The organism is Sphingobium sp. B2D3C, from assembly GCF_025961835.1.
Taxonomy (GTDB): Bacteria; Pseudomonadota; Alphaproteobacteria; order Sphingomonadales; family Sphingomonadaceae; genus Sphingobium.
This window is the reverse complement of the sequence record NZ_JAOQOK010000001.1, coordinates 1,758,597-1,785,085: the sequence shown is the minus strand read 5'-3', so window position 1 is coordinate 1,785,085 and position 26,489 is coordinate 1,758,597. Positions and strand designations below refer to the sequence as shown.

Genomic DNA, 26,489 nt, shown 5'->3' with positions numbered 1-26,489 from the left:
TCCAAGGAGCCGCCATGTCCTTCTCGACCCTCGACCAGCCCGTGCTTGAGTTCGCCTTCGAGTGCCGCCTCATGTTCACGCGGGTCTTCGGCGTGCCCAATGTCCATAATGGCGGCTTCCGCTCGGCGGTGCTCGTGGATGAAGGGCATTTCGAGGGGCCGCGGCTGCGGGGGCGGGCCGTGCCCAATTCCGGCGGCGATTACGCCCATTTCCGCGATGACGATACCGCCGTGTTCGATGCCCGCTATCTGCTTGAAACCGACGATGGCGAGATCATCTACATGCAGAACAAGGGCTATCTCTGGGGTCGCAAGCCGGACTCCATGGCAAGGCTGCGCGCCTGGGCCTTCGAGGGCGGCGAGCCGGTCGCGCATGAGGATTATTATCTGCGCGCGCAGCCGACCTTCGAGACGAGCAAGGGCAAATATGACTGGATGACCCGCCATGTCTTCGTGGGCGTGGGCGAGCGCAAGCCGGATGGCAATCTGGTGCGCTATTATGCGCTGACCTGATCCGCGCGCGGTGCGCTGGGCTGTTGCCGAGGCGATTGCGTGCGACAGATGACACATTAGCTGCTAGGGCGACGCCATTAGCGCGAACCCTGCTCGCAAGCTGTCGCGATAACTGAGAGACCGTCGTGCTCCCGCTTGCCGTGTCGGGAGACGCTCATGGAAGATTTCAATCGCCTTTTGCACGATCAGCAGCGCGCGCTGATCGATGCCCAGTTCGCCGGCTGCAGCCAGCGCCATCATGCTGCGCGGGAAGCGGCATGCTCTGTGTCCGCCCGCATCAAGGCGCATCCCTATCCCTACCGTCTGCGCTCGGCCACGGCGATGCGCGCGGTGTTCGCGCAGCAGGGGAGCCTCGCCGCATGAGCCGCGTCGTCATCCTCGCCGCCCCGGAAGCGGATGTGCTGGCTTATTGTGCCAAGGCTGGCATCGGCCTTTCGGTAGTCGAGCCACTGCCCAGCGGCCAGACGCGCGCGGTTCTCAACAATGTCATCGATGCCGACAAGGTGCGCAAGGGCATGAAGGCGATGGTCGTCAGCGGCCCGGTCGCGCGCTCGCCGCTCTATGTGAGCCGCACGCAGTCGCCCTATCGCTAAAGCCGGTTGCCGCGCCGGTCAGCCGGGCGGCGGCGCCAGCGCGCAGGCGACGTCCACAATCAGCCCGTCGCGCAGGGTGTAGAAGATGAACTGCCGCATCTCCTGCACCTCGCCGGCCTTGATCGGGAACAACCCGCCCGCGCCATTGGCATCGAGCGTCGCCCGGTCGAGGTCGCGATAGGCCTCGATGCGCACGATGGCGTCGACGGCCGTCAGGGTGTCGCTCGATGCGAAATTGAGCACCCGCACGCTCTCATGAACATGGGCGTGGAGGAAGCTGTAGAAGCGCTTCATGTCCTCGCGGGATTGCAGCGCGACGCCGAAGAAGCGCATGTCCATCGGCTCTGCATAAAAGTCGCAGACCGCGTCATAATCCTTGGCATTGAACGCCGCGAGATACCGCTCGTAATCGGCGCGGTTCATGCCGGTTGCGCCGCTGCCTCGCCACGGGCGGCCTCAATCAGCATCGCGCGATTTTCCTCGATCATCTGGCGGACGGAGCGGGCCGGGCGGCCGGTCAACGTCTGCACGTCATCGGTGCGCAATTCCAGATAGCCTTCGCGGATCGCGCGGCCGAAGGTCACCATATCGTCGCTGTTCCAGGGAATGCCGCTCACATATTGGTCATCGACTGGGCGCCGCGGAATCCCCATGCTGTCGAAGATGGCATATTGCTGCGCGTCGTCGACGGGAATGTGCTCCACCGGGCAGCCCGTGATCTGCGTGATGAGCGCGGCAACCTCGCCAAAGGTCTGCAACTCCGGCCCGGTGATGTTGTAGACCTTGTTCTCATGGCCCGGCGTGGTCATCGCGGCGACGGCACAGTCCACGCAATCGTCGCGCCAAACCATGGCTTCGCGCCCCTCGCCGGCATTGCTGAACCATTTGCCGGTCGCCAGCACGTTCGGCCCGGCCATCAGGATCATGGCGTCGGCATAATGCGCGTCGCGCAGCGCCGTCCAGGCCATGCCGGAGGCGCGCATCGCCTGTTCCGTCTCGATATGGTCGTGGCGCACTTCCGCCGGGTTGTTCGGGTCATCGATGCCGATGAAGCTGGTGTAGAGAATGTGGCGGACGCCGGCGGTCGCTGCCGCATCGATCGCCGCCTTGTGCTGGACGACGCGAGCGCCGACCCGCGTGCCGGAAATGAGCAGCATCTTCTCCGCGCCCTGCACGGCGGCGGCCAGCGTTGCGGGCTTGTCATAATCGCCATAGCGCACGTCGCAGCCCTGTGCGGTGCGGTCCGCCAGTTTGTCCGGCGAGCGGCTGATGAGGATGAGCTGGTCTGCCAGCCCTTTCCCGATCAGCCGGTCCGTGGCGGCCCGGCCATATTGGCCTGAGGCACCGGTAATGACGATCTTGCCTGACATGCGTGTAGCCTCTCCTTATCCGGTCCTGCTTGTTGCGACCGATTCAGGCCAGTCTAGCGATCCTGCGGGGCAGGGCAACGGGTCGCCGGGCCGGGATCGAGATCGAGGCAGCGGCCATCGATCCGGTCGGCCGGCACGGTGACGCCGATCTGCGCGGCCAGCGTGGGCAGGATATCCACCGTCTCCACCGCTTGCGGCTGCTCCATGTGCATCAGGCCCTTGCGCCAGAACAGCATCGGCACCCGGCGATCATAGCCCCACGGGCTGCCGTGGGTCGAAACATAGCCGGGCGCGGGCGTCGCGATGGGCATGATGCGCGGCTTGAGCAGAAGGACGAGATCGCCCGAGCGCTCGGGGTCGTAGCTCGCCTTGGCGATCGTCGCGAGCGACCAGCTTTCCGGCGATCCGGCGGGGGCCGGCGCGGCCTCGATATCCTTGCGGGTGAAGACGGCCTCGACTTGCCGGTGAGCGGCGTAGAACGCCTTGGCCTCGGCAATGACGCGGGTACGCTGGGCGGCGGTGAGGGCGGCATTCACATAGATGTCGCCAAAGGGATTGGTGCCGAGCAGCAAGTTACCCTGCGGCACGGTGATGCCGGTGCGCGCGCTGATCGCTGCACTCACCGCGCTCGGGTACAGGGCGGGGTCCGCGCGCTCGGCGTCGGCAACGGCCTGTTCGCGCAGCCGCTCGGGGATGTCCGGCCCGCCATGGTCGGCGGTGAGCATCACCATATAATCGAGGCCGGTCGCATCCAGCCGATCCAGGAAGCTGGCGAGGGCATCGTCCAGCGCGAACATCTGGATGCACATTTCCGCGCCGCGATTGCCGTAGCTATGGCCGATATAGTCGGTGGCCGAGAGGCCGACGATCAGCAGGTCGGTGGTGTCGCCGCGCCCGAGCTGCTGCGCCTCCAGCTGCTTGACGGCGAGCGCCAGAACGGCGGCATCGGCTTCCGGCGATGTGCGGAAGGCGCGAACATCGCCACCGGCGCGGGCGAAATGCCCGTCACCGACGCTGAGCGTGTCGGTTAGGCGGACGGCGCGGTCATTGGTCTTGCAGAAGGCGGGCACGTCCATCGCCGGGCGGGGCTGGTCGAAGGTCTTGCGCACCCCGGCGTTCACCTGCTCGATCAGAGGCGTCAGCGGCATTCCTCGATAGCTGGTGAAGCCATTGCCGCCCCACCACCAGATTTGGTCGACCACCGGCCCGCCCATCATGATCGCCGAGCGATCCTTTCCGGAGACGGACACCACCTTCGCCGCCGGGTTCTGCGCCTTCATATAGCCGCCGAGTGTCGGCACGCGGAGCATCTTCACGGACGGGGCATAATCCCGCGAGCTCGTGCCGGGCACCTCGGGGTCTTCGGCGCAGTAGACCGTCTTGTCGGCACGGGCGATCTTCTGGTCGATCCAGTCATTGCCGATGATGCCGGTGCGGGCGGGGCGGCTACCGGTCAGGATGGTCGAGTGGCCCGGGCAGGTCTCCGTGGCGGCGTGGCCCTGATAGCCATTGGGAAAGACGACGCCCTGCTGCAGGCGGGCCAAGCCGCCGGTGAAGGCGCTGCGATAGGCGCCGAACAGGTCGGTCGAGAACTGATCGACGGAGATGACGACGAGCAGCTTGGGTGGGCTCTGCGGCGCCTCGGATGCGGGAGCAGCGGGCGCGGCTGGAGTCTGCGCGGGCTGGGCCAGCGCCGGGCCACTCAGGGCCAGCGTTGCGGCAAGGCACAGGCAAGCAGGGAAACGCATAGATTCTCCTTGGGGTCGGGGCGGCGCGCGCTTACAGAACGGCCAATGATCCGTTTCATGGCTTTTCCTGTGCGCCGGCTCAATGGCGTTTTGATGACCGCGTGGGTTCTACTGGCGGCGCTGCTGGTCGGGACAGGGGCTTTTGCGCAATCTGCGGCGCCATCGGCCGGCGGCGCGTTCGCGCAGCGCGGGGCGCCGAATATCACGGCCAGCCTGGTTGCCGAGACGGATAGGCCGGCTGCCGGGAGCACGGTCACGCTCGCTATCGTGATGAAACCCAAAGCCGGCTGGCATGGCTATTGGGGCAATCCGGGCGATGCCGGGCAGGGGACGCAGGTCGCGTGGGATTTGCCGGCGGGCAGCGGCCTGAAGATCGGCGATTTCCGCTATCCGGTGCCGGATCGGCTGCTGATCGCCGGGCTGATGAACCATGTCTACGAGCATGACTATGCGGTGCTGGTCGATCTTGCCGTGCCTGCGGGCCTGTCGGCTGGCACCGTCTTGCCGGTGCGCGGCACGGCGCGGTGGCTGGCCTGCACGGACGCGATCTGCGTGCCGGAGCAGGGCGAGATCGCGACTACGCTGACCATTGGCGATGGTGCTACGACGGCAGCCTCCCGCAAGATCTTCGACGGATTTCGCGCGGCCCTCCCGCGTCCGCTCGATCAGCCTGCGCGATATGCTGTGGCCGGCGGGACGCTGAGCATCGCGGTGCCCTATCCGCAGGCGGCGCCAATGGGCGCGCCATGGTTCTTTGCGACGACACAGGAGGTCGTGCGCTACGCCCAGCCGCAGGCCGTCCGCCGTGCGGGCGACTGGCTGGTGGTCGAGGTCGCGCTGGCCGAGGGCGCATCCGTCCCCGGCGCGGTGGAAGGCGTGCTTGCGGTTTCACCCGGCGTCGCGCTCGCGATTAGCGCTGCGCCCGGTGCTGTGCCCGAGGGTGGAGAGCGACTGACGGTGGCCCCGGACGGCGCCACGACGGCCGCGCCGGCCGAGAAGACCGGGCTTGGCGCGGTCCTGCTGATCCTCGGTGGCGCCTTTCTGGGCGGACTGATCCTCAATGTGATGCCGTGCGTTTTCCCGATTCTCAGCCTCAAGGCGATCAGCCTTGCCAAGGCGGGCGGGGATGAGCGGCAGGCCAGGCGCGACGCGCTGGCTTACACCGCCGGCATTCTCGTCACCTGCCTCGCGCTCGGGGCGCTGATGCTGGCGATCCGGGCCGGCGGCACGCAGGTCGGCTGGGCCTTCCAGTTGCAGGACCCGCGCGTGATCGCGGTGCTGCTGATGCTGATGGTGGCGATCGCGCTCAATCTTCTCGGCGGGTTCGAGATCGCCTCGCTTTCGGTCGGGCAGGGGCGGGCCGGGCAAGGCGGGCAGGCGGGCGCGTTCTGGACCGGCGCGCTGGCAGCCTTCGTCGCGACGCCCTGCACCGGGCCGTTCATGGGCGCCGCCATGGGCGCGGCGCTGGTGCTGCCCTGGCCGCTGGCGCTGGCGGTGTTCGCCGGGCTCGGCCTTGGTCTGGCATCGCCGTTCATCGCCATTGCCTGGGTTCCGGCACTGCGCCGACTGATGCCGCGCCCGGGCGCGTGGATGACGCGCTTCCGGCGCATCATGGCAGTGCCGATGGGGCTGACGGCGCTGGCACTGCTCTGGCTGCTCTCGCGGCAGCTTGGTGCCGGCGGTGTGCTGTTAGGCGTACTGCTGGCGGGCGGCGTGATCCTGGCCCTGCTGCTGCTGGGGCGTCGCCAGCGCGCCGGCGGTGGCGTCAACTGGGCCTTGGGTGGGCTGGTCGCCGTGCTGTTGAGCGGCGCTGCAATCGCCGCGCCTGCGCTGGTGCGCGGGGATCGTCCCGTAGCGGGCGAAGGGCTGGTGGGCGAGCCGTTCAGCGAGGCCCGGCTGGCCGCGCTGCGGGCGCAGAACAAGCCGGTCTTCCTCTATTTCACGGCGGACTGGTGCCTGACCTGCAAGGTCAATGAGGCCAATGCCATCGATACGCAGGCGGTGCGCGAGGCCTTCGAGGCGGGCGGGGTTGCCCCTATGGTCGGCGACTGGACCAATGCCGACCCGGCGATCAGTCGCTTCCTCGAAGCACATGGCCGCTCGGGCGTACCTCTGTACCTCTTCTATGCACCCGGCGCTGCGACGCCGCAGGTCCTCCCGCAAGTGCTGACATCCGGCAAGCTCACCGCTTTGGCGAAACGTTGACCATGGCCAAGAAGCGCCTCGATCAATTGCTCGTCGAGCGCGGCCTTGCCGAGAGCCGCACCCGCGCGCAGGCGCTCATCATGAGCGGCAATGTGCTGGTCGGCGACAAGCCTGTGGACAAGGCGGGGCAGGCGGTGCCGGAGGAGGCGGAGATCGTCCTCAAGGGGCGGGATCACCCCTGGGTCTCGCGTGGCGGCCTCAAGCTGGCGCACGCGCTGGAGGCGTTTGGCATCGATGTGACCGGGCTGGTGGCAATGGACGTAGGCAGCTCCACGGGCGGCTTTACCGACGTTCTGCTCACCCGTGGCGCAGCGCGGGTCTACGCCATCGACAGCGGCACCAACCAGCTTGCGTGGAAGCTGCGGCAAGACCCCCGCGTCATCGTCCACGAGCAGACCAGCGCGCGCATTCTGACGGCCTCCCATGTGCCCGAGCCGATGGACATCATCGTCTGCGATGCCAGCTTCATCAGTCTCGCCAAGGTGCTGGAGCGCCCGCTGACCTTTGCGGCGCCAGCCGCCCGGCTCGTCGCGCTCATCAAACCGCAGTTCGAGGCGGGGCGCGAAGAGGTCGGCAAGGGCGGCGTGGTGCGCGATCCCGAGGTTCACGCCCGCGTCTGTGCGGAAGTGGAGGCCTGGCTGGCGGCGCAAACGGGATGGCAGGTCACCGGCCTCACCACCAGCCCGATCACGGGGCCGGAAGGCAATGTGGAGTTCCTGATTGCCGGCGCACGCGTGCCAGGATGAAGCAGGCGCGATCCTCTCCCGTGCAATCGGCATGCGGGAAGGGCTGGCGCGGCGCAACGCCATCGTTAAAGTCATGTCAACGCTGTGGGGATTCGGCATGAAGTGGGAGCGCGCGTGAACCAGATTGCATCGCGAAGTCAGTTGCGGATGTCCTTCCTCCGCTGGGCGCTTGTCACCATCCCCGCCATCGAGTTTCTCGGCTTTGTGTCGGGCTATCTGTCCAACAGCGGTTATGACAATCGCTGGTTCGATGCGCTGAGCAAACCGGCATTGGTGCCGCCCGGCTGGGTGTTCGGCACGGTGTGGCCGACCCTCTATCTGCTCATGGCCCTGGCGCTGGCGATGATCCTTCACGCGCGCGGCGCGAGGGGGCGGGGGCTTGCCATCACGCTCTTCATCGTCCAGCTCTGCATCAACCTCGTCTGGTCGCCCTTGTTCTTCGGCGCGCATCAGGCGACGCTGGCTTTCTATCTGATCCTCGTCATTCTCGTGCTGGCGACGATCACCACGATCCTCTTCGGGCGGATTCGGTCTGTCGCGGCGTGGCTGATGGTGCCCTATCTTTGCTGGTTGGGCTTTGCGAGCGGGCTCGCCTTCGATATCGACCGGATGAACCCGGATGCCGAAACCCTTGTTCCGGCCGCCGTGCGTACCCAAATCTAGGCGATGGCCGCCATTAGCGGCGGCGAAGGATCAGACCCATGCAAAGTGAAAACCGCTTTTTCGACGACCTGTCCAAGATCATCAACGGCGCGGCCGGGACCGTTGCTGGGGTGGGGCGCGAGTTTGAGAGCAACGCCCGGGAGCGCGCGCGCGAGTGGATCGGCGGGCTCGATTTCGTAAGCCGCGAAGAGTTCGAGGCGGTCAAGGCCATGGCTGCGCAGGCGCGTGAGCAGGTCGAAGCACTCGAGGCGCGGCTGGCTGCGCTGGAGGGCGGTGCGTCCAAGGCCGGCAAGCCGTCGGACAAGGCCGCAAGCTGAGTTTTCGACCGGCTATCCCGCATTTATCCACAACTTATTCACAGCAACATATCGCATTCCGGACAGGTTGGGCGCGGCTTCGCCGCCGCCTGCCTTTCCGGTTGCGCTGTGTCGTGCTACGAAGGGCTGTCCAGCAGGGGCAGGACGGCGCAGGCCGTTACAGGAAGTGGACTGACGGTTTTTGAGTATGATCGACCGGGATGAATTTACAGGCGGCGAGCAGGAAGCCGAGCCGATCGACATGCTGGCGGCCTATTTCGAGGCGCATGACTGGCCCTTCGAGCATGTCGGCGAGGACGAGCTGGTCGCTCGCCATCGTGGCAGCTGGACCGAATATGAGGTCCGGGCGATCTGGCGTGACGATGACATGGTGCTGCAGCTTCTCGTGCTGCCGGACATTCGCGTCGCCGATGATAAGCGTCTGGCGATCTGCGAAACCATCGCCCTTATCAACGAGCAGCTTTGGCTGGGCCATTTCGAGCTGTGGTCGGCGAGTAGCACGCTGCTGTTCCGTCATGGCGCCTTGCTCGGCCCCAGCGGATCGCTGACGCTCGATCAGGCGCAGTTGCTGGTGGAAAGCGCAATCGACGAGTGCGAGCGCTTCTACCCCGTCTTCCAGTTCGTGCTGTGGGGCGGCAAGAATCCCGCTGAAGCCATGGCCGCCAGCCTGATCGAGACGCATGGCGAAGCCTGAGGCTGGCCCGATGTGGCCTTCGCACCTTCTTCTGCTGGGTTGCGGCAACATGGCCGGGGCCATGCTGCTGCGCTGGCTCGACGAGGGCCTGCCCGCGGAGCGCGTGACGGTCGTGCGCCCCAGCGGCAAGGCGGTTGCGCCGGGCGTGCGGGTTCTGACCGCGCTCGATGGGCCGGTGGAGGGTGACACGCTGGTGATGCTCGGCTGCAAGCCGCAGCAGCTGGCGGACGTCGCCGGGGCAACGGCACCGCTTCTTGGGCCTGAGACGGCACTGCTTTCGATCCTCGCCGGCGTGCCGATCGCGCGCATTCGGGGTGCTTTCCCGGCCGTCCAGTCGATTGTCCGGTGCATGCCCAATCTGCCCGTTCGGGTCGGCAAGGGTGTCAGTATTCTCAAGGTGGAAGACGCGGCTGACGGACGGGCGCGCGATCTGGTCGGTGCCATGTGCAGTCGCCTTGGTCTGGTCGAATGGCTGGACGATGAGCAACTGTTCGATGCCGCGACAGCGCTCGCAGGCTGCGGCCCGGCCTTCGTCTATCGCTTCATCGATGCGTTGGCTGACGCCGGCGCCGAACTCGGCCTCGCGCCGGATGCGGCCGCGCGCATGGCGCTCAAGACCGTGGAAGGCGCCGCGTTGAGCGCAGCGGCGGCGGATCGCCCGCCCGCCGATCTGGCGGATGCGGTGGCAAGCAAGGGCGGCATGACCCGCGAAGGGCTGGACGTGCTGGATCGGTCTGACGGCCTCGCTCCGCTCGTCATGGAGACGCTGAAGGCTGCGCGGGACCGGGGTGCAGTTCTCGCTGCCTTGTCCACCAAGGCCAGCTGAACCGTCAGCGCGCGATTTGCAGGGCGGCGACCAGTCGCTGCGTTTCAGGATCGAGCAGGCTTTCCAGCACCCGCCAGAAGCCGGTGACGGAGGATTGCCCCGCTGCCGAATAGGCCGCTGCAAACCGCTCGCGCACGGCATCGAACAACGCCTGCTCGATGGCCTGCCCGCCAGGCGTCAGTTTCAGCAGCTTCTGACGGCGGTCGCGGTCGCCTTTGTTGACGACGAGCAACTCGCGCTCGATCAGCTCATCGAGCACGCGCCCCAGCGACTGCTTGGTCACGCCCAGCAGCGCGATGAGCGCCGACACACTGAGATTGGGCCGCCGCGCGATGAAGTAGAGCGCCCGTTGATGCGCGCGGCCGAGCCGATGCTCATCCAGAATTGGGTCCATGGCCTGTGCGAACGCCATATGACCAAATTGCAGCAGCTCGATCCCGCGACGGATTTCCTCCTCGCGCAGGAACAGGGGGGAGGCTGCGGGACTGGATGGGGCGTTGCTCATGCGCCGTTTCATAAGGCCTGTGGGCAGGCGATGGAACTTCGTTCCGCACCCCGTTCGCTCCTTTAACAGGCAGGGCGCGCAAGGGGAGGATGTTCACCGAAAGAGATCGCCAAACCACCGTTTCTCCCGCTTGGCATTTGCGCCCGGCCCTGTATATGGGCCGCTCGCAGCGCGCGATGCTGGGGCGTAGCCAAGCGGTAAGGCAGCGGTTTTTGGTACCGCCATGCGGAGGTTCGAATCCTCCCGCCCCAGCCATATTTTCCAGATCAGTTCATATGTGAAGCGCCAATGCGGCAAGCGAACGCCGCGCCGGCGTCATTGCGCGGCGCAAGCGCTCCGTCGGAAGCTCAGCCCTGCAGCGCGGCCATGGCCAGCGCGATGGCGCCCAGCGGGCCGGCTTCGTCGCCGAGGCCTGCGAGGCACAAACGTTGCTCGACCGTCTCCTGCGTCAGGAAGGGCAGATAGCCGCCCAGATCTCGCAGCAATGTGGTGCGCACGGCTGGCAGGAGCGCAGCGCGGCTGGTGGCGACGGTGCCGCCCAGCAGGATGCGCTCCGCAGCCGTGGTGAGGAACAATGTGGCGGCTAGTTGCGCGAGGTCTGACGCCACGAAATTCCAGCGCGGATCGTCATCGGCGACATGCTCGGGATTCGTGCCGAAGCGGGCGGCGAGGGCGGGGCCGCTCACCAGTCCTTCGATGCAATCGCCATGGAAGGGGCAGGCCCCGGCAAAGCTGTCGCCTGCCGCGCGCCGCACATGGATGTGGCCGATTTCCGGGTGCATGGCGCCGTGCACCGGCTTGCCGTCAACGAGCAGGCCGCCGCCGAGCCCGGTGCCGATGGTGATGTACCAAAAGCAATCGAGATCGCGGCCGCCGCCCCAGCGATGCTCAGCCAAGGCCGCGCCGTTGACATCCGTGTCGATGGCCATCGGGCAATCGATGCGGCGCGTCAGTCCGCCGGCAATGTCGGCGCCCGCCCAGCCAGGCTTGGGAGTGGGCAGCATATGGCCGAAATTATCGGATTTGCGGGACAGAGCGATGGGGCCGAAAGATGCGATGCCGATCGCCGCGATTGGCGCATCCGCGTGCCAAGCGCGCAATTGTGCGTTGGCGGCGGCCAGCGTCTCGTCCGGCTGGGTGGTCGGAATGCGAACCCGCTCGACGATGCGATCACCTTGAGCGAGCAGGACGAAGGTCTTCGTCCCACCCAGCTCGACCCCGGCAAGGCGCGCGCTCGACATGGCTCAGTCGATAATCCGCGTCGTCTCGCCATCCAAGGCGAGGCGAAGGAACGGCGCGAAGGTGCCGGCAAAGCGCTTGGCGCCTTCGGCAGCCTCGCCACGGCCCCAATCGTCCGCGAAGGCCGTGACGGAGAGATCGGGCAGCACCAGCCAGCTATAAGCCTGACGCGGTGCTTCCGGCGGGTTGGCGATGACGAGGCCGGAACCGTTCAAGGGTTTCCACCCGTGCGTGATCTGCCCGGACACCATGCCGTACAGGCCGGTCGGCGCGCGGGGGGCTTCCGGGTTGAACACATGGGTCTGTGTGGACCAGAACAGATAGTAAAGTCCATTGGCCAGCACGATGTGCGGCCGCTCCAGCTCATTGTTGAGGCCATCGGCGCTGATGATCGGCGCGGTCACCTCCCACTGGCCGAGGGCGTCGGGCTTGGCGCGCGCCGCGCCGATCACGCCATTATAGGCAGATTGCGAGGTGGCCAGCGATCCGGTGAACAGCAGCCAATGCTCGCCGGTCACCGGATCGAGCAGATAGCCGGGATCGCGAAAGGCCTTGATGGTGCCGAGGCCGCCACCGGCCGACAGCGGATCGGCATAAAAGCGCGGGTCGCGCGGGAAGGATTCGCGCAGATTGCGGCAATTCTCGACGGACCAGCCGCCATCCTTGCCGACCAGATCGGCCTCGACCTCGAACAGGCGTTGCTCGAAGCTGAGTTCGCTCTCACCGCGAAAGCCGGCGGCGGTGAAATAGAGCGTCAACCGGCGCCCGTCATTCTCCAGATAGGCCGAGCCGGACCATTCCCGGCTGCCGGGCGAAAAGCCGTCCGGCATCACCGGGCCATAATGCCGCCAATCCTCGCCCCGTCGCTCGAATAAATGGATGCGGGCGTGGCCGTGACGCTCATCAGGGTCGGCAAACCAGGGGGAGGCCAGCGCCATCCAAAGATCGGCCGGCGCCGGCGAACCGTCGCGCTGCAGGATGGGCCAGGCGTCCCACACGCACACATCGTCACTGATACGCGCCACATCGGCCTCGCCGATGAGCGGCGCCACGCAGGATGGGGTCAGTTTGAGGTGATTAAGCTGTTCGACCGTCCAGCGGGTCGTGCTGATATCGTTCATGGAGAGCCAGTTAGGTCAGAGAAAGGTGAGGGCGCGAGTGCGCAGGAGGCCGGGGCAGGCGATGTCCGGAAAGGAGGCGTTCGCAACTGTGTTGCAAGGCCATGGGCTCCTCGCGCCATGCTGCAAATATGCGCGCGATTGCGCCTGAATTTCGATCATTGTCCCCGTTCCTCAAGTCCTCGCAACCAATACGCCATTGGCAATCGATTACAACCATTTTGGAACAGGGCTGTCGCAGCGGAAAATCGGTCCGTCAGGTGGAGCCGCGCACCACCAGAGCCGGGTTGAGAATGATCGAGCCGGTCTGCCGGCCCTCAATGCGCTTGAGCAGGCAATCGACCATCTGCGTGGCGCCGCTGGCAATATCCTGATGGATCGTGGTCAGCGGCGGCACGATGCTTTGCGCAATCGGGAGGTCATCGAAGCCGACGATTCGCACATCGTCGGGGATCGACATGCCCCGGCTGATGACGGTCTGGACGGCGGCGAGGGCAATCATGTCCGAGGCCGCGAAAATGCCGTCAGGCAGTTGATCGACCTGATCGAGATAGGCGTTGATGTCCGGCGCACTGAGCTCCGGCGCGAGGTGGGTCGGCACTTCGGTCAGCATCACGTCCGCAGCGTGATCCTGCTGCACCGCGCGTGCGCCCTGCAAGCGCTGGGCGATCTCGATGGCGCGGGGATTGCCGAGGAACGCCACGCGCTTGCACCCGCGTTCGATCAAATGGCGCATCGCCATCTGGCCGCCGAGGAAATTGTCGGTGCCGACCGAGCAATGGCTTTGGCCCTGGGTGAATGCGCCCCAGGCGACCATCGGCAGATAATGGCCGGCGGCGGCGTTGAGCACGGCGGACTGGTCGGACTGGCCAATGATGATGAGGCCATCCACTCGCGCGGTCTTGATGATGCCCTCCAGCCAGTCGTCCCGGTCCGGGATGACACGCGAGAGCATAAGGTCAAAGCCGCGCTCGGTGAGTTCATCGGCCAGGAAACCGATGATCGTCATGAAGAAGGGGTCGGAGATATGCTGGGCGCGCTCATGGCCGAGCGGGATGACCACGCCGATCGCCCCGGTCTTGCGCGTCCGCAGGTTGCGGGCCAGTGGGCTCGGCTGAAAACCATGCTGTTGCGCCAGCTTGCGGATGCGCTCGGCAGTCTCGGAATTGACCACGGCCTTGCCGGCCAGCGCGCGGGAGACGGTCGCGGCGGAGACACCGGCGAGCTCTGCCAGATCGTAGATTGTCCGAACCTGCTTGGGTTTCAACGCTCCTGTGTCCTCTCGCATCCAAAGGCCAAACAAATGGCATCTCTAGGGCGCAGGCGGGTTTTGCCAAAGCATTTTTCCGGCGCGGGCCGCAGCGTCCGTGCCGGGAGGGCCCGTCAGGCGGTCGGGCCGGTGTCGCCGATGATGACTTCCTTGCGGTAATCGGCGCTGTTGCGCTCGGCGAGACGGCTCGCAAACGGCTGCTTGCGCCAGTTCCAGATGCACTGGATGGCAAGGCCGGTCGCCATCAGCGCACCGAGCGCGATGCTGTAGCGCGCGTCACCCAGCCCGTCGCCGATCAGCGCCATCGCAAGCGGGGCGATGACTGCGCTGAGGCAGGTGAAGAACAGCAGCAGCCCTGCAACCGAGCCGTGCCGCGCTTTCTCGAAGCAGCTGATGCCGGTCGAGTTGATCGTGGGGTAAAGCACGGACATGAACAGGCCGGTGGCTGGCAGGGCGTAGATGGCGACGCCCCGATCCCCCAGCACGGCGATCCAGAACAGGATCGTCATTGCGACGGTGCACACGGCGAGCACAGCGGTCCAGTCATAACGGGCCAGCAGCCACACGCCGAGGAAACGCCCGGCAGCCCGCAGCACGAAGAAGATCGAGACGGCATAGACCGCGAGCCACGCGTTCGAGCCCTCGTAACTGGCGAGGAATGTCGGCGTCCACACGTAGATGGCGGCTTCCGCGCCGACATACAGCATCAGGGCGGTGGCGAAGAACATGGCGGTGGGATCGGTCATCATCCGGGCAGCATCGCGCGGATCGGCAGGCTTTTCATCGGCCCGCACCGGGGTCGGGAAGCGCGCGCCGAATGCGCCCAGCACGAGCAGGGCGCAGATGCCGGCGGCGAGGAAGTAGACCCACTTCCAGCTCAACCCTTCCTGCAGCGACCAGGCGACGACGGCCGGGCCGACAATCGCGCCGGCGCCGAAGAAGCCTTCGACCAGATTCATGATCGTCGAATGCTCGCGCGTCGAGCGGGAGATGTCGCCGATCAGCGCGAGCGCGCCGGCCTTGAAGATGCCGATGCCGATGCCGGATATGAACAGCAAGGCGACGAAAAACAGGAAGTCGTGTCCGGCTGCGAAGGCGATTGAACTGAGGCCAAAGAGCGTCAGGCCGATCAGGATCGTCGCCTTACGGCCGATGCGGTCTGCCAGAAAGCCGAGCGAAATGGCCGAAATAGCGATGCCGGACATCGTCGCATATTGGAACGATCCGGCAGCCGTCATGCCCAGATTGAACTCGCGGATAATCTGCGGAATTACTGTACCGACCGAATCGGTGGTCATCGCGAACATCGCGAACATCAGGAAGACCAGCCATTTCAGCAGGGCCGATGCGTTGCTCGGCTGGATGTGGGGGCGTTCCGTCACTTCGCGATCCTCTCGGCCTTATTGTTCCATCGCAGCGTCGGTCGAACCAGGCTGCGTGCAGATTATCATTCCGCAGCAACGCGCGGCGAATGAGGGCATGCTGTAATCGATTGCTTTCGCAATGTCGATTGGCTCAATATCGGCAGATTGAGGGGGCGGCCGCCACTAGCCGGACGGCTTGCAATGCAATCGATTACCGCTAGTGTCTGCGGCGATGTGAACATAAGCCGGCTCAGCAGGCGACGATGATGGGACAGGACTGATGGCAAAGGAAGACGGCGCACTGGATCGCAGGGGCTTTCTGGCGGCAGCGGGCATCGCGGCCGCTGTGGTCGGCGTAGCAAGCGCGCCGATGGCCGCTGCCCAGCCGCCGGTTGGGATGCCGCCTCGCGTCATTCCGCCTTCCTGGACTGCCGCGCCGACCATCGACCTGTGGACGGGCGCGCCGCCCGAGAACGGCTTTTCTGCACGTCCTCTGCCGATGGACAAGGCGCCGCCGGTCTTCATGCACAATGTCGACAAGCCCTATCTGCGCGTCTTCCGCCCGGCCAAGTCCAATGGCCGTGCGGTGCTGGTCATTCCCGGCGGTGCCTACATCTTCATTTCCATCGACAACGAAGGGGCGGAGGTCGGGCAGGCGCTTGCAGCGCAGGGCTATACCGTCTTCGTCCTCGTCCACCGGCTGCCGGGGGAGGGCTGGACCAACCGGTCCGACGTGCCGCTGCAGGATGCGCAGCGCGCCATGCGGCTCATCAAGTCGATGGCCGGGACCTATGGCATCGATCCTAATCAGGTGTCGGTGCTCGGCTTCTCGGCCGGCGGGCATCTGGCGGCGACCCTGGTCACCGATTTCGCGCAGCCGGTTTACGCCCCGCGCGATGCCATCGACCGGCTCGACGCGAGGCCGCGCACTGCCGGGCTGATCTATCCGGTCATCAGCATGCGCATGCCGGATACCCACGCGGATTCGCGCAAATATCTGCTGGGTGAGAAGCCCGATCCCGCACTGGTCGCCCGGCGCTCGCCGGCCGCCCATGTCGGGTCGCAGACGCCGCCCACGTTCTTGATGCACGCGCTCGACGATCCGGCGGTGCCGCCGTCGAACAGTCTGGAGATGCTGCAGGCGCTGCGTGTCGCGGGGCGGCCGGTGGAGGCGCATTTCTTCGAGGAAGGCGGCCACGGTTTCGGGCTGGGCTGGCCGCAACTGCCGGTCCGCCAGTGGCTGGGGCTTTTCGTGGCCTTTCTGGATCGGCACGCCCGGCCGGAGGGCTGAGGAAGGCTCGCAGCTGGCCCCTCTTCTTCAGAGGAGGGGACCGGGGCTGGCGGGCTAAAAGACTGCGATGAGGCGCGCAATAAAACGCGTCCGGACACCACCATTCTCCCGCCAGACCTTGGCGGTGCGTACGGCTTTTGATATCGCTGTTGGCATGGCGATAAGCGACATCATCGATGCCAGTTCGACCGCAGCGGTGATCAGCAATCCCCGGCTGCCCGATAATCCCATCATCGCCTGCAATGAGGCGTTTCTGCGTCTTACCGGCTATAGCCGCGCGGAAATTCTCGGGCGGAATTGCCGCTTCCTGCACGGGGCCGAAACGGAAGCCGCATCGAGCGAATTGCTGCGCTCGGCTATCCGGCAGAAGAAGCCGGCCATTGTGGAGATCACCAATTATCGCAAGGATGGCTCGCCGTTCCGAAACGCGGTGATGATCGCGCCGATGTTCGATAGCGATGGCGGGCTTGAGTATTTTCTGGGGTCTCAGGTCGAGGTTGCGGCCGTGGCATCCGCCGGGCCGGACAGCCGCAAGGGCATGGCCACCGCGCGCGTCTCAGCCCTCACAGAACGGCAAAGACGAATCCTGGTGCTGATGTCGGCGGGCAAGCTCAACAAGCAGATCGCATTCGACTTGGGGCTGAGTGAGCGGACCGTGAAAATGCACCGCGCCGCGCTGTTTCAGGCGCTGGGCGTCCGAACCGGGGCGGATGCCATCCGGCTGGCTGTCGAAGCCGGTTACTGATCTCGCGATCAGCCCCGGCTTCAAGAAAATTCAGCCAAAGCCCGCGGTCAGGCGCCCGCTTGGAAGACGCCGCAGGCAATGCGCCCGCCGCTATCGCCAGACGGATCGGTGCGCTGGTCGTCCGTGCCTTCATGCACGACGATGGCCGAGCCATCGGTATCCATCAAGCCGGCCATCGTGGCGCCCTTGAGCGTGTATTCGAGCGTACCCCGGCCATCCTCGCCAATGTCGATGTTCGGCATGTCGCCGGCATGCTGACCCTGCGGGTTCTCAAGACCATGTTTGGTGCTGGCAGGATTCCAGTGGCCACCCGCCGTGGTGAAGTCGGGCGCATCGCACTTGCCGGTCATATGCACATGGACGCCCTTGCTCCCCGAGGGGAGGCCCTGCAGGGCGAGCATGATCTGCAAGCCGCCATCCATGGCGCGGATGGTCGCGGTGCCGGCCGGCGCGCCCTGCGCCGTCTGCAGGGTCGCGGTGGCGCTTTCGCCGGCCGCCATGTTGCCCGTGGCACTGCCCATCATGGCATTGTCGGCAACATTATTGGCAGGCACGGCGTTGTTCTGCGTGTGATCGGGGCTGCTACAGGCTGCCAAACCCAGCGTGGCGATTGCGGCCACGGCGTAAATCCTTGCAGTCACGGCATTACTCCCATTGCTTACGGATATAGAGCGAACACGAGAGGGAAGCGGATCGTTCCCGAAAAGATTGGCAGCGTCCCCGGCAACCTCGCTCAATGCGCCTTGTTGGCGGCCCGATCGGCGTCGCGCCGGCGCTTCTTTTCGAGCAATATGCGGCTGGCATCATTCACCGCCAGATTATCTGCCATCACCGCGCCGCGATGGCCGATCGGGCGATCCGGCCCGATGGTGGAATCGACCATTGTCTGTCGCTCCATCTCGCTGTTGACCTCTGCGCCGATCAACACTGCATAAGCCGAGAGGAACAGCCACATGAGGAAGATGACGACGGCGGCAAGGGAGCCATAGGTCGCGTTATAATTGGTCAGATTGGCGACGTAGAAGCCGAAGCCCAGCGTGATTCCTACCCACAGCAGGGTGGAGAGCACCGACCCCACCGAGAGCCAGCGCCATTTCGCGGCTCTGCGGTCCGGCGCATAGCGATAGAACACGGCGAAGGTGAGGCTGATGAGCACGCCCGCGAAAATCCAGGTCGCCAACTGGATGATCAACGCCGAGCCGCTGCCGATGTAATCGGAGAGCACGCGCCCGGCATAAGTGAACAGCGAGATCGCCAAGGTGCCGATCACGCCCACCGCGACCATGCCGACGGTGATGCCGGCGGCCACGCCGGTGGTGCGGAAGAAATTGCGCGTCTCATGCTCTTCATAGATGATGTTCAGGGCCGCGATCATCGCCGTCGCCGAGCGCATGGCACCATAGATCGAAAAGGCGAGGGCCAGCACCAGACCGAAGCCCTGCGCTGCCTTGCTGGTCGTCACGATAGCGAGAAGCTGCTCTTCCAGGATGGTGAGCACCTCCGGTGGCACGAAGCCGCGCAGCAGATTGACATTGCTCGCGACGATCTGCGGATCGCCAATGAGGCCGTACAGCAGAACGATCGAGGCGATCAGCGGCACGAAAGCCAGGAAGGAGAAGAAAGCGACCCCGGCGGCGAGCAGGCTGAGATTATGGAAGCCAATCATCACGTAGATGCGCTTGAAGATCGCCCACCACGCTTTGGGTGGCAGAGAGAGCGGCGAATCGCCCTTCGCGCCGGGGATTTCTTCGGCAAGCACTTCGAGTTCCTGGGCAGAGATCGAGCGGTCCTCCTTATCTTGGTCGGTGTCGGTCTGGCTGGTCATGGTTGGGCCGTGGCGTTGTAGGCCACATCATTTTCATCGATGGGGAGGGCGAGGCGGCCGGCCGCGGCAGAGGCATTGAGTTGCTCGTCGAGCTGCGCCTGCATATTGGCCGCCATGCCCTCGATCCGGTTGGATTCGGTAGCGTAGCGCTCATCGAAGCTCGGCTCGTTGCTGCACCCCGCCAGCCCGAGCGCTGCCAGCATCGACAGGATCGTTACCGCGCGCATCAATAATCCTTCCGGTAGCGCAGGTTCACGCCGGACCCGCCGAAGTTGCTGACCGAACTCAACACTGAGAGCGCTTTCGAGAGGCTGATTTCCAGCTGCGTTGCGGTATGGCCGCGCGCATCGGTGATGATCTCCACATAGACATCATTGCTGATGTACTGCCCCACGGCGAGCGAAGTGCCCCGGCCGGTCTCCTCATCGGCACCCAGCAGACGCAGCCGGTCAATGCCGCCGGCCGATTGCAGCACGCCGAGCGGATTGAGGCCGCCCGAGCCGCCACGCAGCGAGTTGAGCGAGGCGGCCAGCTGCACGGCCTGGATGGCGCTCAGCTCGCCCACCGAATTGCCGAACAGGATGCGCGCCATCAGTTCGTCCTGCGGCAGGCTGGGCGTGGAGGTGAACGCGATCTGCGGATCCTGAGCATTGCCGGTGATCGTGATGGTGATCGTCACGTCCTCGACCTCGCCGCTCGCGACGATGCGCAGCTGCGGGTTGGTCATCTCGGGTCCGCTGAAGGTGATCCGGCCCTGCTGAAGCTCGAACGAGCGCCCGGCAAAGCCCAGCGTGCCGCGCACGAGGTTGACGCCGCCGGTGATCTGCGGCGCTGCGCTGGTGCCGGCGACGCGCAAATCCGCCGCCCATTCGGACTCGAGGCCCATGCCGCTCACATAGATCTGGTTATCCGCCTGCACGCGCAGGTCCAGCCGCCAGTCAGAAGGTATGGTCTTCATCGGCTCGGGCGCGCCGGAGATGCGCTCGCGCTTGAGCGTCGGCTTGCGCCGCACGCCGGTCAGCGTCGGGACTTCCGCGCTGCCCTGGAAGACGATGCGATAGCGCGTCTCGGGCAGGGTGAGGCGCCCCGTGATCGTCGGCGGCTGGTTGGGGCCGTTGACCACCTGGATCTGGCCGGTCGCCCGCGCCTGCAGGCCATCGCTGCGCGCCAGCTGCGCATTGTTCATGTCGATGCCGAGCTGGATCGGGAAGCCCTGATCGGAATTGAGGGAGACCGATCCGCTGGCGCTGACCGTGCCATTGCCGGCATTGGCGGTGAGGCTCTCGACCTCCAGCCGGTCGTTGGTGAAGCGCCCGCGCACGGCCATGTTGGTGAGGCGGGTGCCGTAGCTGGTGTTCTCATAGGTGAGGTTGCTCGCACGCACGACCCCCGTGAGTTGCGGCGACCGGACCCGTCCGCTGAAATCAGCGGCGACCCCGACTGGCCCCTTGAGACTCTGGTCCGGCAGCGCAGCTAGTGAGAACAGCACGTCGGCCGGCCCGTTGTAGCGCAAGCCGCCGGACAGAGGCGCGGCGAGCAGGCGGGTCGACCAGCTACCCGCGCCCGGCCCGAGCGGCTGGAGGCTGACCTTCATCCGGCCGATCGCGGCGCCGCGCCGGCGGATGAGCGCATTCGCCTCGCCACCTTGCGGGATCAGCCGGCCGGCGAACTGGATATCGACCGGTTCGGAGACGGCCGCGAGGCTGGTGCGGGTGAAATCGTCGATCGTCAGGCGGGCGTCGGCGGCGGGGAAGGCCGTCTCGCTGGCCTGGGTGAAGTCGAGACTGCCGGTGGCCTTTCCGCCGAGGCCAAGGCCGGGCACGAAGGGATTGGCGATGGCGAGGTTGAGTTCCTGCATCCTGGCCTGCACGGCAATGCCGCCACCATAATGGCCGGCAAGGTGCAAGGTGCCTCCGCCGACCGTGAGCCGCGTCGGGGCGAGCGTATAGCGTCCGTTCGATGGCACGATGCGCATCGGCGAGCTTGTCTTGACGTCGACGCCGTTGAAGCGACCGTCCAGCGCGAGCTGCCACAGGTCCCGCGCCATGCGGGCGTTGGCAGCCAGGCGGAACGGATAGCGCGTGCGCCCCTCGACCAGCAGCTTCGCCTGACCGCCCCCGTCGCGATAGTTCAGCGTGCCGCGCGCGACCGCGATGGTGAGATCGCCCATCCGCGTGCCGGCAAGCTGCGCATCGGCAACGACCTGCGGCTGCTCGGTCAACAGAATGTCCGCCTTGATGAGCGCCTGCTCCACAGTGAGGCCGGCCTTGCCGGGCAGGCTGGCGTTGCGCGCGGTGGCATCTACCAGCGCGCGCTGCACGGGGCCCTGCGCGGAAAGCGCAACCCGCCCATTGATGCCGGACCCATCGGCCAGCAATGTACCCTCGAACGGGCCGGCGCGGCTTTGCGAGATGCGCCCGGAGAGGCCGACGCCGCCGAAGCTCGTGCCTTGGCGCACATCGACGGTCAAAGGCCCGCGCGCAGTCATTACAGCCAGATTGAGGTCCAGCGGTCCGTAGTCGGAGGCGCCTTCGCCCTGCACCAGATAGGTGCCGTTGTCGCCCCGCACGGTCGCCGTCAGATTGGCGAGGCCAATGCCAAGGCCCGGCCGCTCGGCTGCCAGCCGGACCAGCGGGCGATTGACCGTGCCGGTCACCTCGACGCCCAGCGGGCCATATTGATCCGAGCTTCCGCGCCCGGAGAAGCGCACGCTGCCGTCCGCGCCGTAGTGACCGCGCGCGCCGGTCATGCGGAATTGTGGCGCCGAGACGTTCAGCCGCTCGACTCTGGCCACGCCATTGCTGTCATAACCGACATCCGCGACGATCAACGCGTTGCCGCCAAGGAAGCTTTGCAGCCCGTCGTTCAGCAGGCGTGTCGAGCGCGCGGTGACGCGGCCGCCGAGGCGGAAAGAACCGTTCTGGCCGGTTTTGAGGTCCATGTCGGTTTGGAGGTTGAAGATGCCCACGCTCTCGACCTGATAGCCATTCACCCGGCCATTCAGGGCGCCTGTGTAGAGCGCGGTGTTGAGGTCGGCCACGATCACGGCGGTGGCGTCGATCCGGTCGGACCGCAGCCGCATATTATCCGAGAGGATGCGGCCATTGGCATAAGCCAGGTCGCCGTCCAGGCTGACATTGGTGAGCAGTGGCTCGATGCTGGCATTGACGCCGCTGATCCGCCGGGCGCGTCCCTCGACGGGGATCATCCAGCGGTCCTTGTCCAGCGTCGCGCTGCCCGAGACGGCGAGGCCTTCGATCAGCGTGGCGCCAAAGCCAATCTGGCGGGCGTTCACGCCATAGCGGATCGTCGGCGCGACGAAGGCGCCGTTGAGCGTGGCGTTCATCGCGATATCCGCGCCGCGCAGATTCTCCGCGATCACGCTGGGCTTGGTGAGCCGGAAGGCGAGATCGAGATTCTCCATGCGGCTGGCACCCAGATCGATGAGGCCTTGGGCGCCGAAGGTGAAGTTGTCGCTGGCCAGGCCGCCACGAATCTGGGCGCGGCGGTCTGCGAGGGCAGCGGTCATGTCGATTTGCGTCACCGGCTCGAGCATGGCGCGAGCCGGGCCGGTGAGGAAAAGCCCGGGCCGCAAGGGGCCACGCACCGTGAAGGTGCCGTCGCGGCCCGTGATCGCGACATTGGCAAGGCTTTCGCTGCCCATCCGGCCCGTCAGCTTGCCGGTCCAGCTCTGCCAGTCCCCCTTGCCGGCCAGCGCGATGGCTGTCGGCTGGGCGATGCCGGTGTAGCTTGCCAGCAAGCCCTGCGCCGGGGCGGTCACGCGCAGATCGACCGCCAGGCGGTTGGATTCCGGTACCGCGTCGAGCAGCAGCGCCAGCCTGTCACCACCCGCAACGCCCGGCGCCACAATGGCGCGCCCGTCCGCCTTGATCCGCGCGCGGCGGTCCGCAATGTGGACCGTACCGGCGAGGCCGAGCAGGTGCTTGCGGCCGGTCACCGGGGTGTCGATCTGCAGGCGGCCAATGTCGAGCCGGTTCACGTCAATGTCGAGATCGGGCAGCAGCGGCCCATCGCTGGATGGCGTCGGCTTGAATTCCGGCGAGCGATGCAGCCGGGCGGCCGGGATCAACAGGGAGCGGATGTCGACATGGCTGCGCGCATAGGCGAGCGGCCGCCAGTCCATCTCGATGAGCGGCGCGCTCAGGAACACGCCCTTTGTGTCCCGCACCTCTACATTGCGCAGGCGCATGGCGCCGAAGATCGAGCCGTCGATCCGCCCAATGCCGATCGACATGCCATTCTCGAACTTGAGTCCGGTGATCTGCCGGGTGACGAACCCCCGCCCACTGTCACTGTTCAGCCAGGCATAGCCGCCAATGATGACGGCCAGCAGCAAGGCGAGCAGCGCCCCAAGGCCGATCAGCACGCGGCGCGGCCAATTCCGGCGGCGGACGATCACGGTTTCGGCAGTCGTCTCTTCCGGCATATCCGAGGCGATCGGCGCGGGGGGTGGGGTCGGATCAGCCATCAGAAAGCCTGCCCGATGGAGACATAGACGGAGATACGGGATTCTCCCGGCTGGCGGTTGATCGGTGTGGCGACATCGAGCCGCATCGGGCCGAAATTGGTGTAGAAGCGCCCGCCTATGCCGACGCCGAAGCGCCAATCGTCAAAGCGTGGCACCTGGCTGGTATAGACCTGCCCGCCATCGATGAAGCCGACAATGCCATAATCGCCGAAGCGATAGCGCACTTCCGCCGCGGCCTCGACGAGGCTGCGGCCGCCAATGGGCCGGGCATCGGGATCCTTGGGGCCGAGTTCCTGATAGCCAAAGCCGCGCACCGATCCGCCGCCACCGCCGTAGAAGCGCCGCGAGGGTGCGATCTGCTCACGCGCCGCGCCGCCGATCATACCGACGCGCGCGCGGCCCGCCAGCACGAAGCCGTCCGAGATGGGGTAGTAGCCCGTGCCTTCCAGCATCGCGCGGGCGTAGGTTTGTGCGCCGCTGCCGAGCGATGCTTCCGGCGAGAGCCAGGCGGAGATCCGGAAGCCACGGGTCGGGTCGAGCAGGGAGTTGGATGTGTCGAACGTCACCTGACCCGGCAGCGCCGCGACATAATAGGTCCGCCGGCGCAGCTCACCGGCGTCGAAATTATAGTCCTGCTCGTTGGAGCCGAGCAGCTCGAAGCCGAAATTGTAGGTCAGCCGCTTCTGCCAGATGGGCGTGCTTTCGTAGGCGATGCGGCCATAAAGACGGCCCGTGAACGCCTCGAACGCGTCGAAATTGCTGTGCCGGGCATCGATACCCAGTTCCACGCTGCGGTCCCGCTTGCCGGCATTCGAGCGACGGAAGGAGACGCCGAGGCCTTGCTCCAATGTGCCGGCCGTACCCTGAACAATGAGCGCGCCCTCGGGTGGGAACATGTTCCGGTGCGTCCAGCTCCCCTCGACCTTGACGCCCTGGCCCGTGCCATAGCCGGCTTGGGCGGCGAGGGTGCGGGCGGGGCCGGCCTCCTGATTGACGACGAGGGTCGCATAGTCCGTGCCGTCGCCCGCGGGCTCGCCGCTCGGGCGGGGCGTCACGGATCCCACGGAGAGCAGCCCGGTGGCGATCAGCGCCTGACGCAGATCATCGATCTTGCGGCTGTCATACAGTTCCCCTTTGCGGAAGCGGGCGATCTTCTGGATATGGTCCGGCTCGAACACCGGCTTCTCGCCCTCGACGACGATGTCGCCGAAGCTGCTGCGGGGGCCGGGGGTGATCGGCAGCGTGTAGTCGCCGGCCTCCGTTTCCGGATCGAGCACGATATCGCGCTGGCCGACATTCACGAACGGATAGCCGTTCTCGGGCAAGGTCACGGCGATATTGGCTTCGGCGCTGAGAATGCGTTCGGCGACGATGGGGTCGCCAGTGCGGGGCCGGAAGGCGCGGGTGATGAGATCCTCGGGCTGCACCGGCGGCGCATCGAACCGGATCTCGCCCAGATGATAGCGCGGGCCTGGCGTGGCCTGCAGGATGACCGTGATCGGCCCCTTGCTGTCCTGCTCGGGAAGCTCCAGCGAACCCCGCACCGTGGCATCGAAAAAGCCCTGCGAGGACAGGATATCGACCAGCAATTTCTGGTCTTCCTCCAGCCGGGCATTGATCATGGCGCCATTGTCGGCCTTGCCATCGCCATCTTCGAGGGCGGAGAGCGACTTGAACTGGCTGACAATGTCCCCGCCATCCACGGGCAGCACCGGGCCGGCACCGTCCAGCGCGGAGAGACCCTCGATCTTGTAGCTGTAGCGCAGCGAAGGGGCGGGGCCCTCGTCAGCCTCGGTATACTGGCTCTCGTCGAAGGTTTCGACGTCGAAGGCGTTGAGCGGGGTGAGAGGCCGGTCGAGCTCCTCATCCAGTTCCGGCGGAGCGGGCAGGCCCTCATCCGCCGCCGATTGTTCGGCGGGGGTCGGCTCGGCGCTCACGCTGGCATCGCGGCCAGTGCTGGCCGCGCGCCGGTCTGCCTCGGCTTCCCATGCCTGGACGCTGCCGAGCGGGGCGCTTTCATCGATCGGCGGAATGCTAGCGTCGAACTCTTCGTCAGAAATGATCGGCTCAACAGGAGCCCCGTCTGAACTCCGCATCGGCTGCGTCTGCTCGGTCGCTGGGGTCTGGGCCTGTGCGGGATAGGCGAGCAGACACAGCATCCCGGCACTCGCCAGCAAGCTTCCACGCCAGGCTTTTCCAAAGTTCTGCGTGCTTGGCTTCAAGCCTGCCTTCGGTAATCTTAGTCGCAACGACGGCTCCCCTGTCGCGATTGACGCGACGTCCGCGAGCCTTGAGGCTCCCCGTCATGATAATGCGGCGGTGGCGATATGGTTTCTGGCCTCGAACGCGGGAAGCGGAATTCCGCCCGCTTATCGGCAGTTATCGGTCAGATCGCGCGCGTCTTTGGTCGTCATCAGGATCGGCGCGCACGACCTGGGGCGTGAGGCGCGAGAAGCGCTCGATCTCGCAGGCGGAGCCATTGCGAGCATGCAGCATGTCCCGCCCGGCGCACAGCACCCCATCCTTGTCGGGCGAGATGTAGAAGCCGGAATAGAAGTCCGCCGCCCGGCAGGCCCGCCCCAGATGGGCGCGGTAGCGCTCGGTGTTGCTCACCACCATCGTCACGCCATCGGCATGCGTCACCACCGCCGCGCGGATCAGGTTGAGCGGCAGGCAACGCGGACCGCGACCTTCCTTCCACTGGATGACCGGCGGCGCCGGTGCGGCTGTCCGGGGTTGCGCCGGCATGGTCGGGATGCGGATGATCACTCGCTGTTCGATGGAGAGCTGGGCGAGCTGGACCTGCTCCATGCGCGCCATGCGGCTCATCTCCGGGCCCGCCACGCGCTGCTCGGCCTCTACGGCCTGCGATGCGCCCAAAAGCAGGAGCGGCAGCAAAATAGTTGGCGACGATGCTGGCAATGAACTGACCCCAGGGGAGGAAAATGCCCTAACCCTTACCGCTTGAA

25 protein-coding genes and 1 tRNA gene are annotated in these 26,489 nt (G+C 66.0%); 12 read left to right on the top strand and 14 right to left on the bottom strand.

The genetic code is table 11. The features are described from left to right. Positions 1-14 precede the first annotated feature (14 nt). The 3 genes from M2339_RS08320 (at position 15) to M2339_RS08310 (ending at position 1,105) form a co-directional block, all read left to right on the top strand. Positions 15-512 carry a DUF3237 domain-containing protein gene (locus M2339_RS08320; RefSeq protein WP_181559250.1) on the top strand — a complete coding sequence of 166 codons (498 nt, stop codon included), beginning with the start codon at positions 15-17 and terminating at the stop codon, positions 510-512. Between the two features lie 156 nt (positions 513-668). Beyond that, on the top strand, positions 669-875 hold the full coding sequence (locus M2339_RS08315; RefSeq protein WP_264572475.1) for a hypothetical protein: 207 nt from the start codon (positions 669-671) through the stop codon (positions 873-875). Then, a complete protein-coding gene (locus tag M2339_RS08310; protein ID WP_181559252.1) occupies positions 872-1,105 on the top strand; it encodes a hypothetical protein in 234 nt (77 codons plus the stop codon). Before M2339_RS08315 ends, M2339_RS08310 begins: the two co-directional genes overlap by 4 nt. An 18-nt stretch (positions 1,106-1,123) precedes the next feature. Here the strand turns inward: M2339_RS08310 and M2339_RS08305 are convergent, their stop codons facing one another. From M2339_RS08305 to M2339_RS08295, 3 genes are read right to left on the bottom strand one after another with little or no spacing between them, the layout of a single operon-like run. Further along, positions 1,124-1,528, bottom strand: a complete 405-nt coding sequence (locus M2339_RS08305) for a nuclear transport factor 2 family protein (protein WP_264572476.1) — start codon at positions 1,526-1,528, stop codon at positions 1,124-1,126. Continuing rightward, positions 1,525-2,475 carry an SDR family oxidoreductase gene (locus M2339_RS08300; RefSeq protein WP_264586935.1) on the bottom strand — a complete coding sequence of 317 codons (951 nt, stop codon included), beginning with the start codon at positions 2,473-2,475 and terminating at the stop codon, positions 1,525-1,527. The genes M2339_RS08305 and M2339_RS08300 overlap by 4 nt, the downstream gene beginning before the upstream one ends. A gap of 53 nt (positions 2,476-2,528) precedes the next feature. Further along, entirely contained in the window at positions 2,529-4,223 is a 1,695-nt protein-coding gene (locus M2339_RS08295; protein WP_264586936.1) for an alkaline phosphatase family protein, read from the bottom strand. Positions 4,224-4,316: 93 nt separating this feature from the next. Between M2339_RS08295 and M2339_RS08290 the strand changes: the two genes are divergently transcribed. The 6 genes from M2339_RS08290 to M2339_RS08265 all read left to right on the top strand — a co-directional run bounded on the left by M2339_RS08290 (position 4,317) and on the right by M2339_RS08265 (position 9,674). Continuing rightward, on the top strand, positions 4,317-6,428 hold the full coding sequence (locus M2339_RS08290) for a protein-disulfide reductase DsbD family protein (RefSeq protein WP_264606292.1): 2,112 nt from the start codon (positions 4,317-4,319) through the stop codon (positions 6,426-6,428). Between the two features lie 2 nt (positions 6,429-6,430). Further along, a complete protein-coding gene (locus M2339_RS08285) occupies positions 6,431-7,174 on the top strand; it encodes a TlyA family RNA methyltransferase (protein WP_264586938.1) in 744 nt (247 codons plus the stop codon). Between the two features lie 114 nt (positions 7,175-7,288). Next, positions 7,289-7,837: a TspO/MBR family protein gene (locus M2339_RS08280; protein ID WP_264569944.1), complete on the top strand. Its 549-nt coding sequence runs from the start codon at positions 7,289-7,291 to the stop codon at positions 7,835-7,837. Positions 7,838-7,875: 38 nt separating this feature from the next. Beyond that, positions 7,876-8,154, top strand: a complete 279-nt coding sequence (locus M2339_RS08275) for an accessory factor UbiK family protein (protein ID WP_264569945.1) — start codon at positions 7,876-7,878, stop codon at positions 8,152-8,154. Positions 8,155-8,341: 187 nt separating this feature from the next. Continuing rightward, entirely contained in the window at positions 8,342-8,848 is a 507-nt protein-coding gene (locus M2339_RS08270) for a YbjN domain-containing protein (protein WP_181559260.1), read from the top strand. Continuing rightward, on the top strand, positions 8,835-9,674 hold the full coding sequence (locus tag M2339_RS08265) for a pyrroline-5-carboxylate reductase family protein (protein ID WP_264588594.1): 840 nt from the start codon (positions 8,835-8,837) through the stop codon (positions 9,672-9,674). The genes M2339_RS08270 and M2339_RS08265 overlap by 14 nt, the downstream gene beginning before the upstream one ends. A gap of 4 nt (positions 9,675-9,678) precedes the next feature. On the opposite strand, the gene M2339_RS08260 is transcribed toward M2339_RS08265, so the two are convergent. Beyond that, complete coding sequence (locus M2339_RS08260) at positions 9,679-10,179, bottom strand: MarR family winged helix-turn-helix transcriptional regulator (protein ID WP_264569947.1); 501 nt, start codon at positions 10,177-10,179, stop codon at positions 9,679-9,681. A 180-nt stretch (positions 10,180-10,359) separates the two neighbouring features. On the opposite strand from M2339_RS08260, the gene M2339_RS08255 reads away from it, so the two are divergent. After that, positions 10,360-10,434: transfer RNA gene (locus tag M2339_RS08255), tRNA-Gln, on the top strand. Positions 10,435-10,526: 92 nt separating this feature from the next. Here the strand turns inward: M2339_RS08255 and M2339_RS08250 are convergent. The 4 genes from M2339_RS08250 to M2339_RS08235 form a co-directional block, all read right to left on the bottom strand. Then, positions 10,527-11,420, bottom strand: a complete 894-nt coding sequence (locus M2339_RS08250) for an ROK family protein (protein ID WP_264586939.1) — start codon at positions 11,418-11,420, stop codon at positions 10,527-10,529. A 3-nt stretch (positions 11,421-11,423) separates the two neighbouring features. After that, the gene (locus M2339_RS08245; RefSeq protein ID WP_264586940.1) at positions 11,424-12,539 is read right to left on the bottom strand and encodes a glycoside hydrolase family 68 protein; all 1,116 of its coding nucleotides are present in this window, start codon (positions 12,537-12,539) and stop codon (positions 11,424-11,426) included. A gap of 253 nt (positions 12,540-12,792) precedes the next feature. After that, positions 12,793-13,803 carry a LacI family DNA-binding transcriptional regulator gene (locus M2339_RS08240; RefSeq protein WP_264576094.1) on the bottom strand — a complete coding sequence of 337 codons (1,011 nt, stop codon included), beginning with the start codon at positions 13,801-13,803 and terminating at the stop codon, positions 12,793-12,795. 116 nt (positions 13,804-13,919) lie between these two features. Then, a complete protein-coding gene (locus M2339_RS08235; RefSeq protein ID WP_264586941.1) occupies positions 13,920-15,188 on the bottom strand; it encodes an MFS transporter in 1,269 nt (422 codons plus the stop codon). Between the two features lie 262 nt (positions 15,189-15,450). Between M2339_RS08235 and M2339_RS08230 the strand changes: the two genes are divergently transcribed. Beyond that, positions 15,451-16,461 (top strand): alpha/beta hydrolase, encoded by a 1,011-nt coding sequence (locus tag M2339_RS08230; protein WP_264586942.1) that lies wholly within the window; start codon positions 15,451-15,453, stop codon positions 16,459-16,461. A 154-nt stretch (positions 16,462-16,615) separates the two neighbouring features. Continuing rightward, positions 16,616-17,206: a PAS domain-containing protein gene (locus M2339_RS08225; RefSeq protein WP_264586943.1), complete on the top strand. Its 591-nt coding sequence runs from the start codon at positions 16,616-16,618 to the stop codon at positions 17,204-17,206. Positions 17,207-17,253: 47 nt separating this feature from the next. Here the strand turns inward: M2339_RS08225 and M2339_RS08220 are convergent, their stop codons facing one another. The 6 genes from M2339_RS08220 to M2339_RS08195 all read right to left on the bottom strand — a co-directional run bounded on the left by M2339_RS08220 (position 17,254) and on the right by M2339_RS08195 (position 26,418). Next, entirely contained in the window at positions 17,254-17,847 is a 594-nt protein-coding gene (locus M2339_RS08220) for a superoxide dismutase family protein (RefSeq protein WP_264586944.1), read from the bottom strand. Positions 17,848-17,939: 92 nt separating this feature from the next. Then, complete coding sequence (locus M2339_RS08215) at positions 17,940-19,031, bottom strand: YihY/virulence factor BrkB family protein (protein ID WP_264586945.1); 1,092 nt, start codon at positions 19,029-19,031, stop codon at positions 17,940-17,942. Next, entirely contained in the window at positions 19,028-19,258 is a 231-nt protein-coding gene (locus M2339_RS08210) for a hypothetical protein (RefSeq protein ID WP_264586946.1), read from the bottom strand. Before M2339_RS08210 ends, M2339_RS08215 begins: the two co-directional genes overlap by 4 nt. Next, complete coding sequence (locus M2339_RS08205) at positions 19,258-23,520, bottom strand: translocation/assembly module TamB domain-containing protein (protein ID WP_264586947.1); 4,263 nt, start codon at positions 23,518-23,520, stop codon at positions 19,258-19,260. Before M2339_RS08205 ends, M2339_RS08210 begins: the two co-directional genes overlap by 1 nt. After that, positions 23,520-25,679 carry an autotransporter assembly complex protein TamA gene (locus M2339_RS08200; RefSeq protein ID WP_264606291.1) on the bottom strand — a complete coding sequence of 720 codons (2,160 nt, stop codon included), beginning with the start codon at positions 25,677-25,679 and terminating at the stop codon, positions 23,520-23,522. The genes M2339_RS08205 and M2339_RS08200 overlap by 1 nt, the downstream gene beginning before the upstream one ends. A 220-nt stretch (positions 25,680-25,899) precedes the next feature. Beyond that, the gene (locus M2339_RS08195) at positions 25,900-26,418 is read right to left on the bottom strand and encodes a hypothetical protein (RefSeq protein WP_264586949.1); all 519 of its coding nucleotides are present in this window, start codon (positions 26,416-26,418) and stop codon (positions 25,900-25,902) included. Positions 26,419-26,489 lie beyond the last annotated feature (71 nt).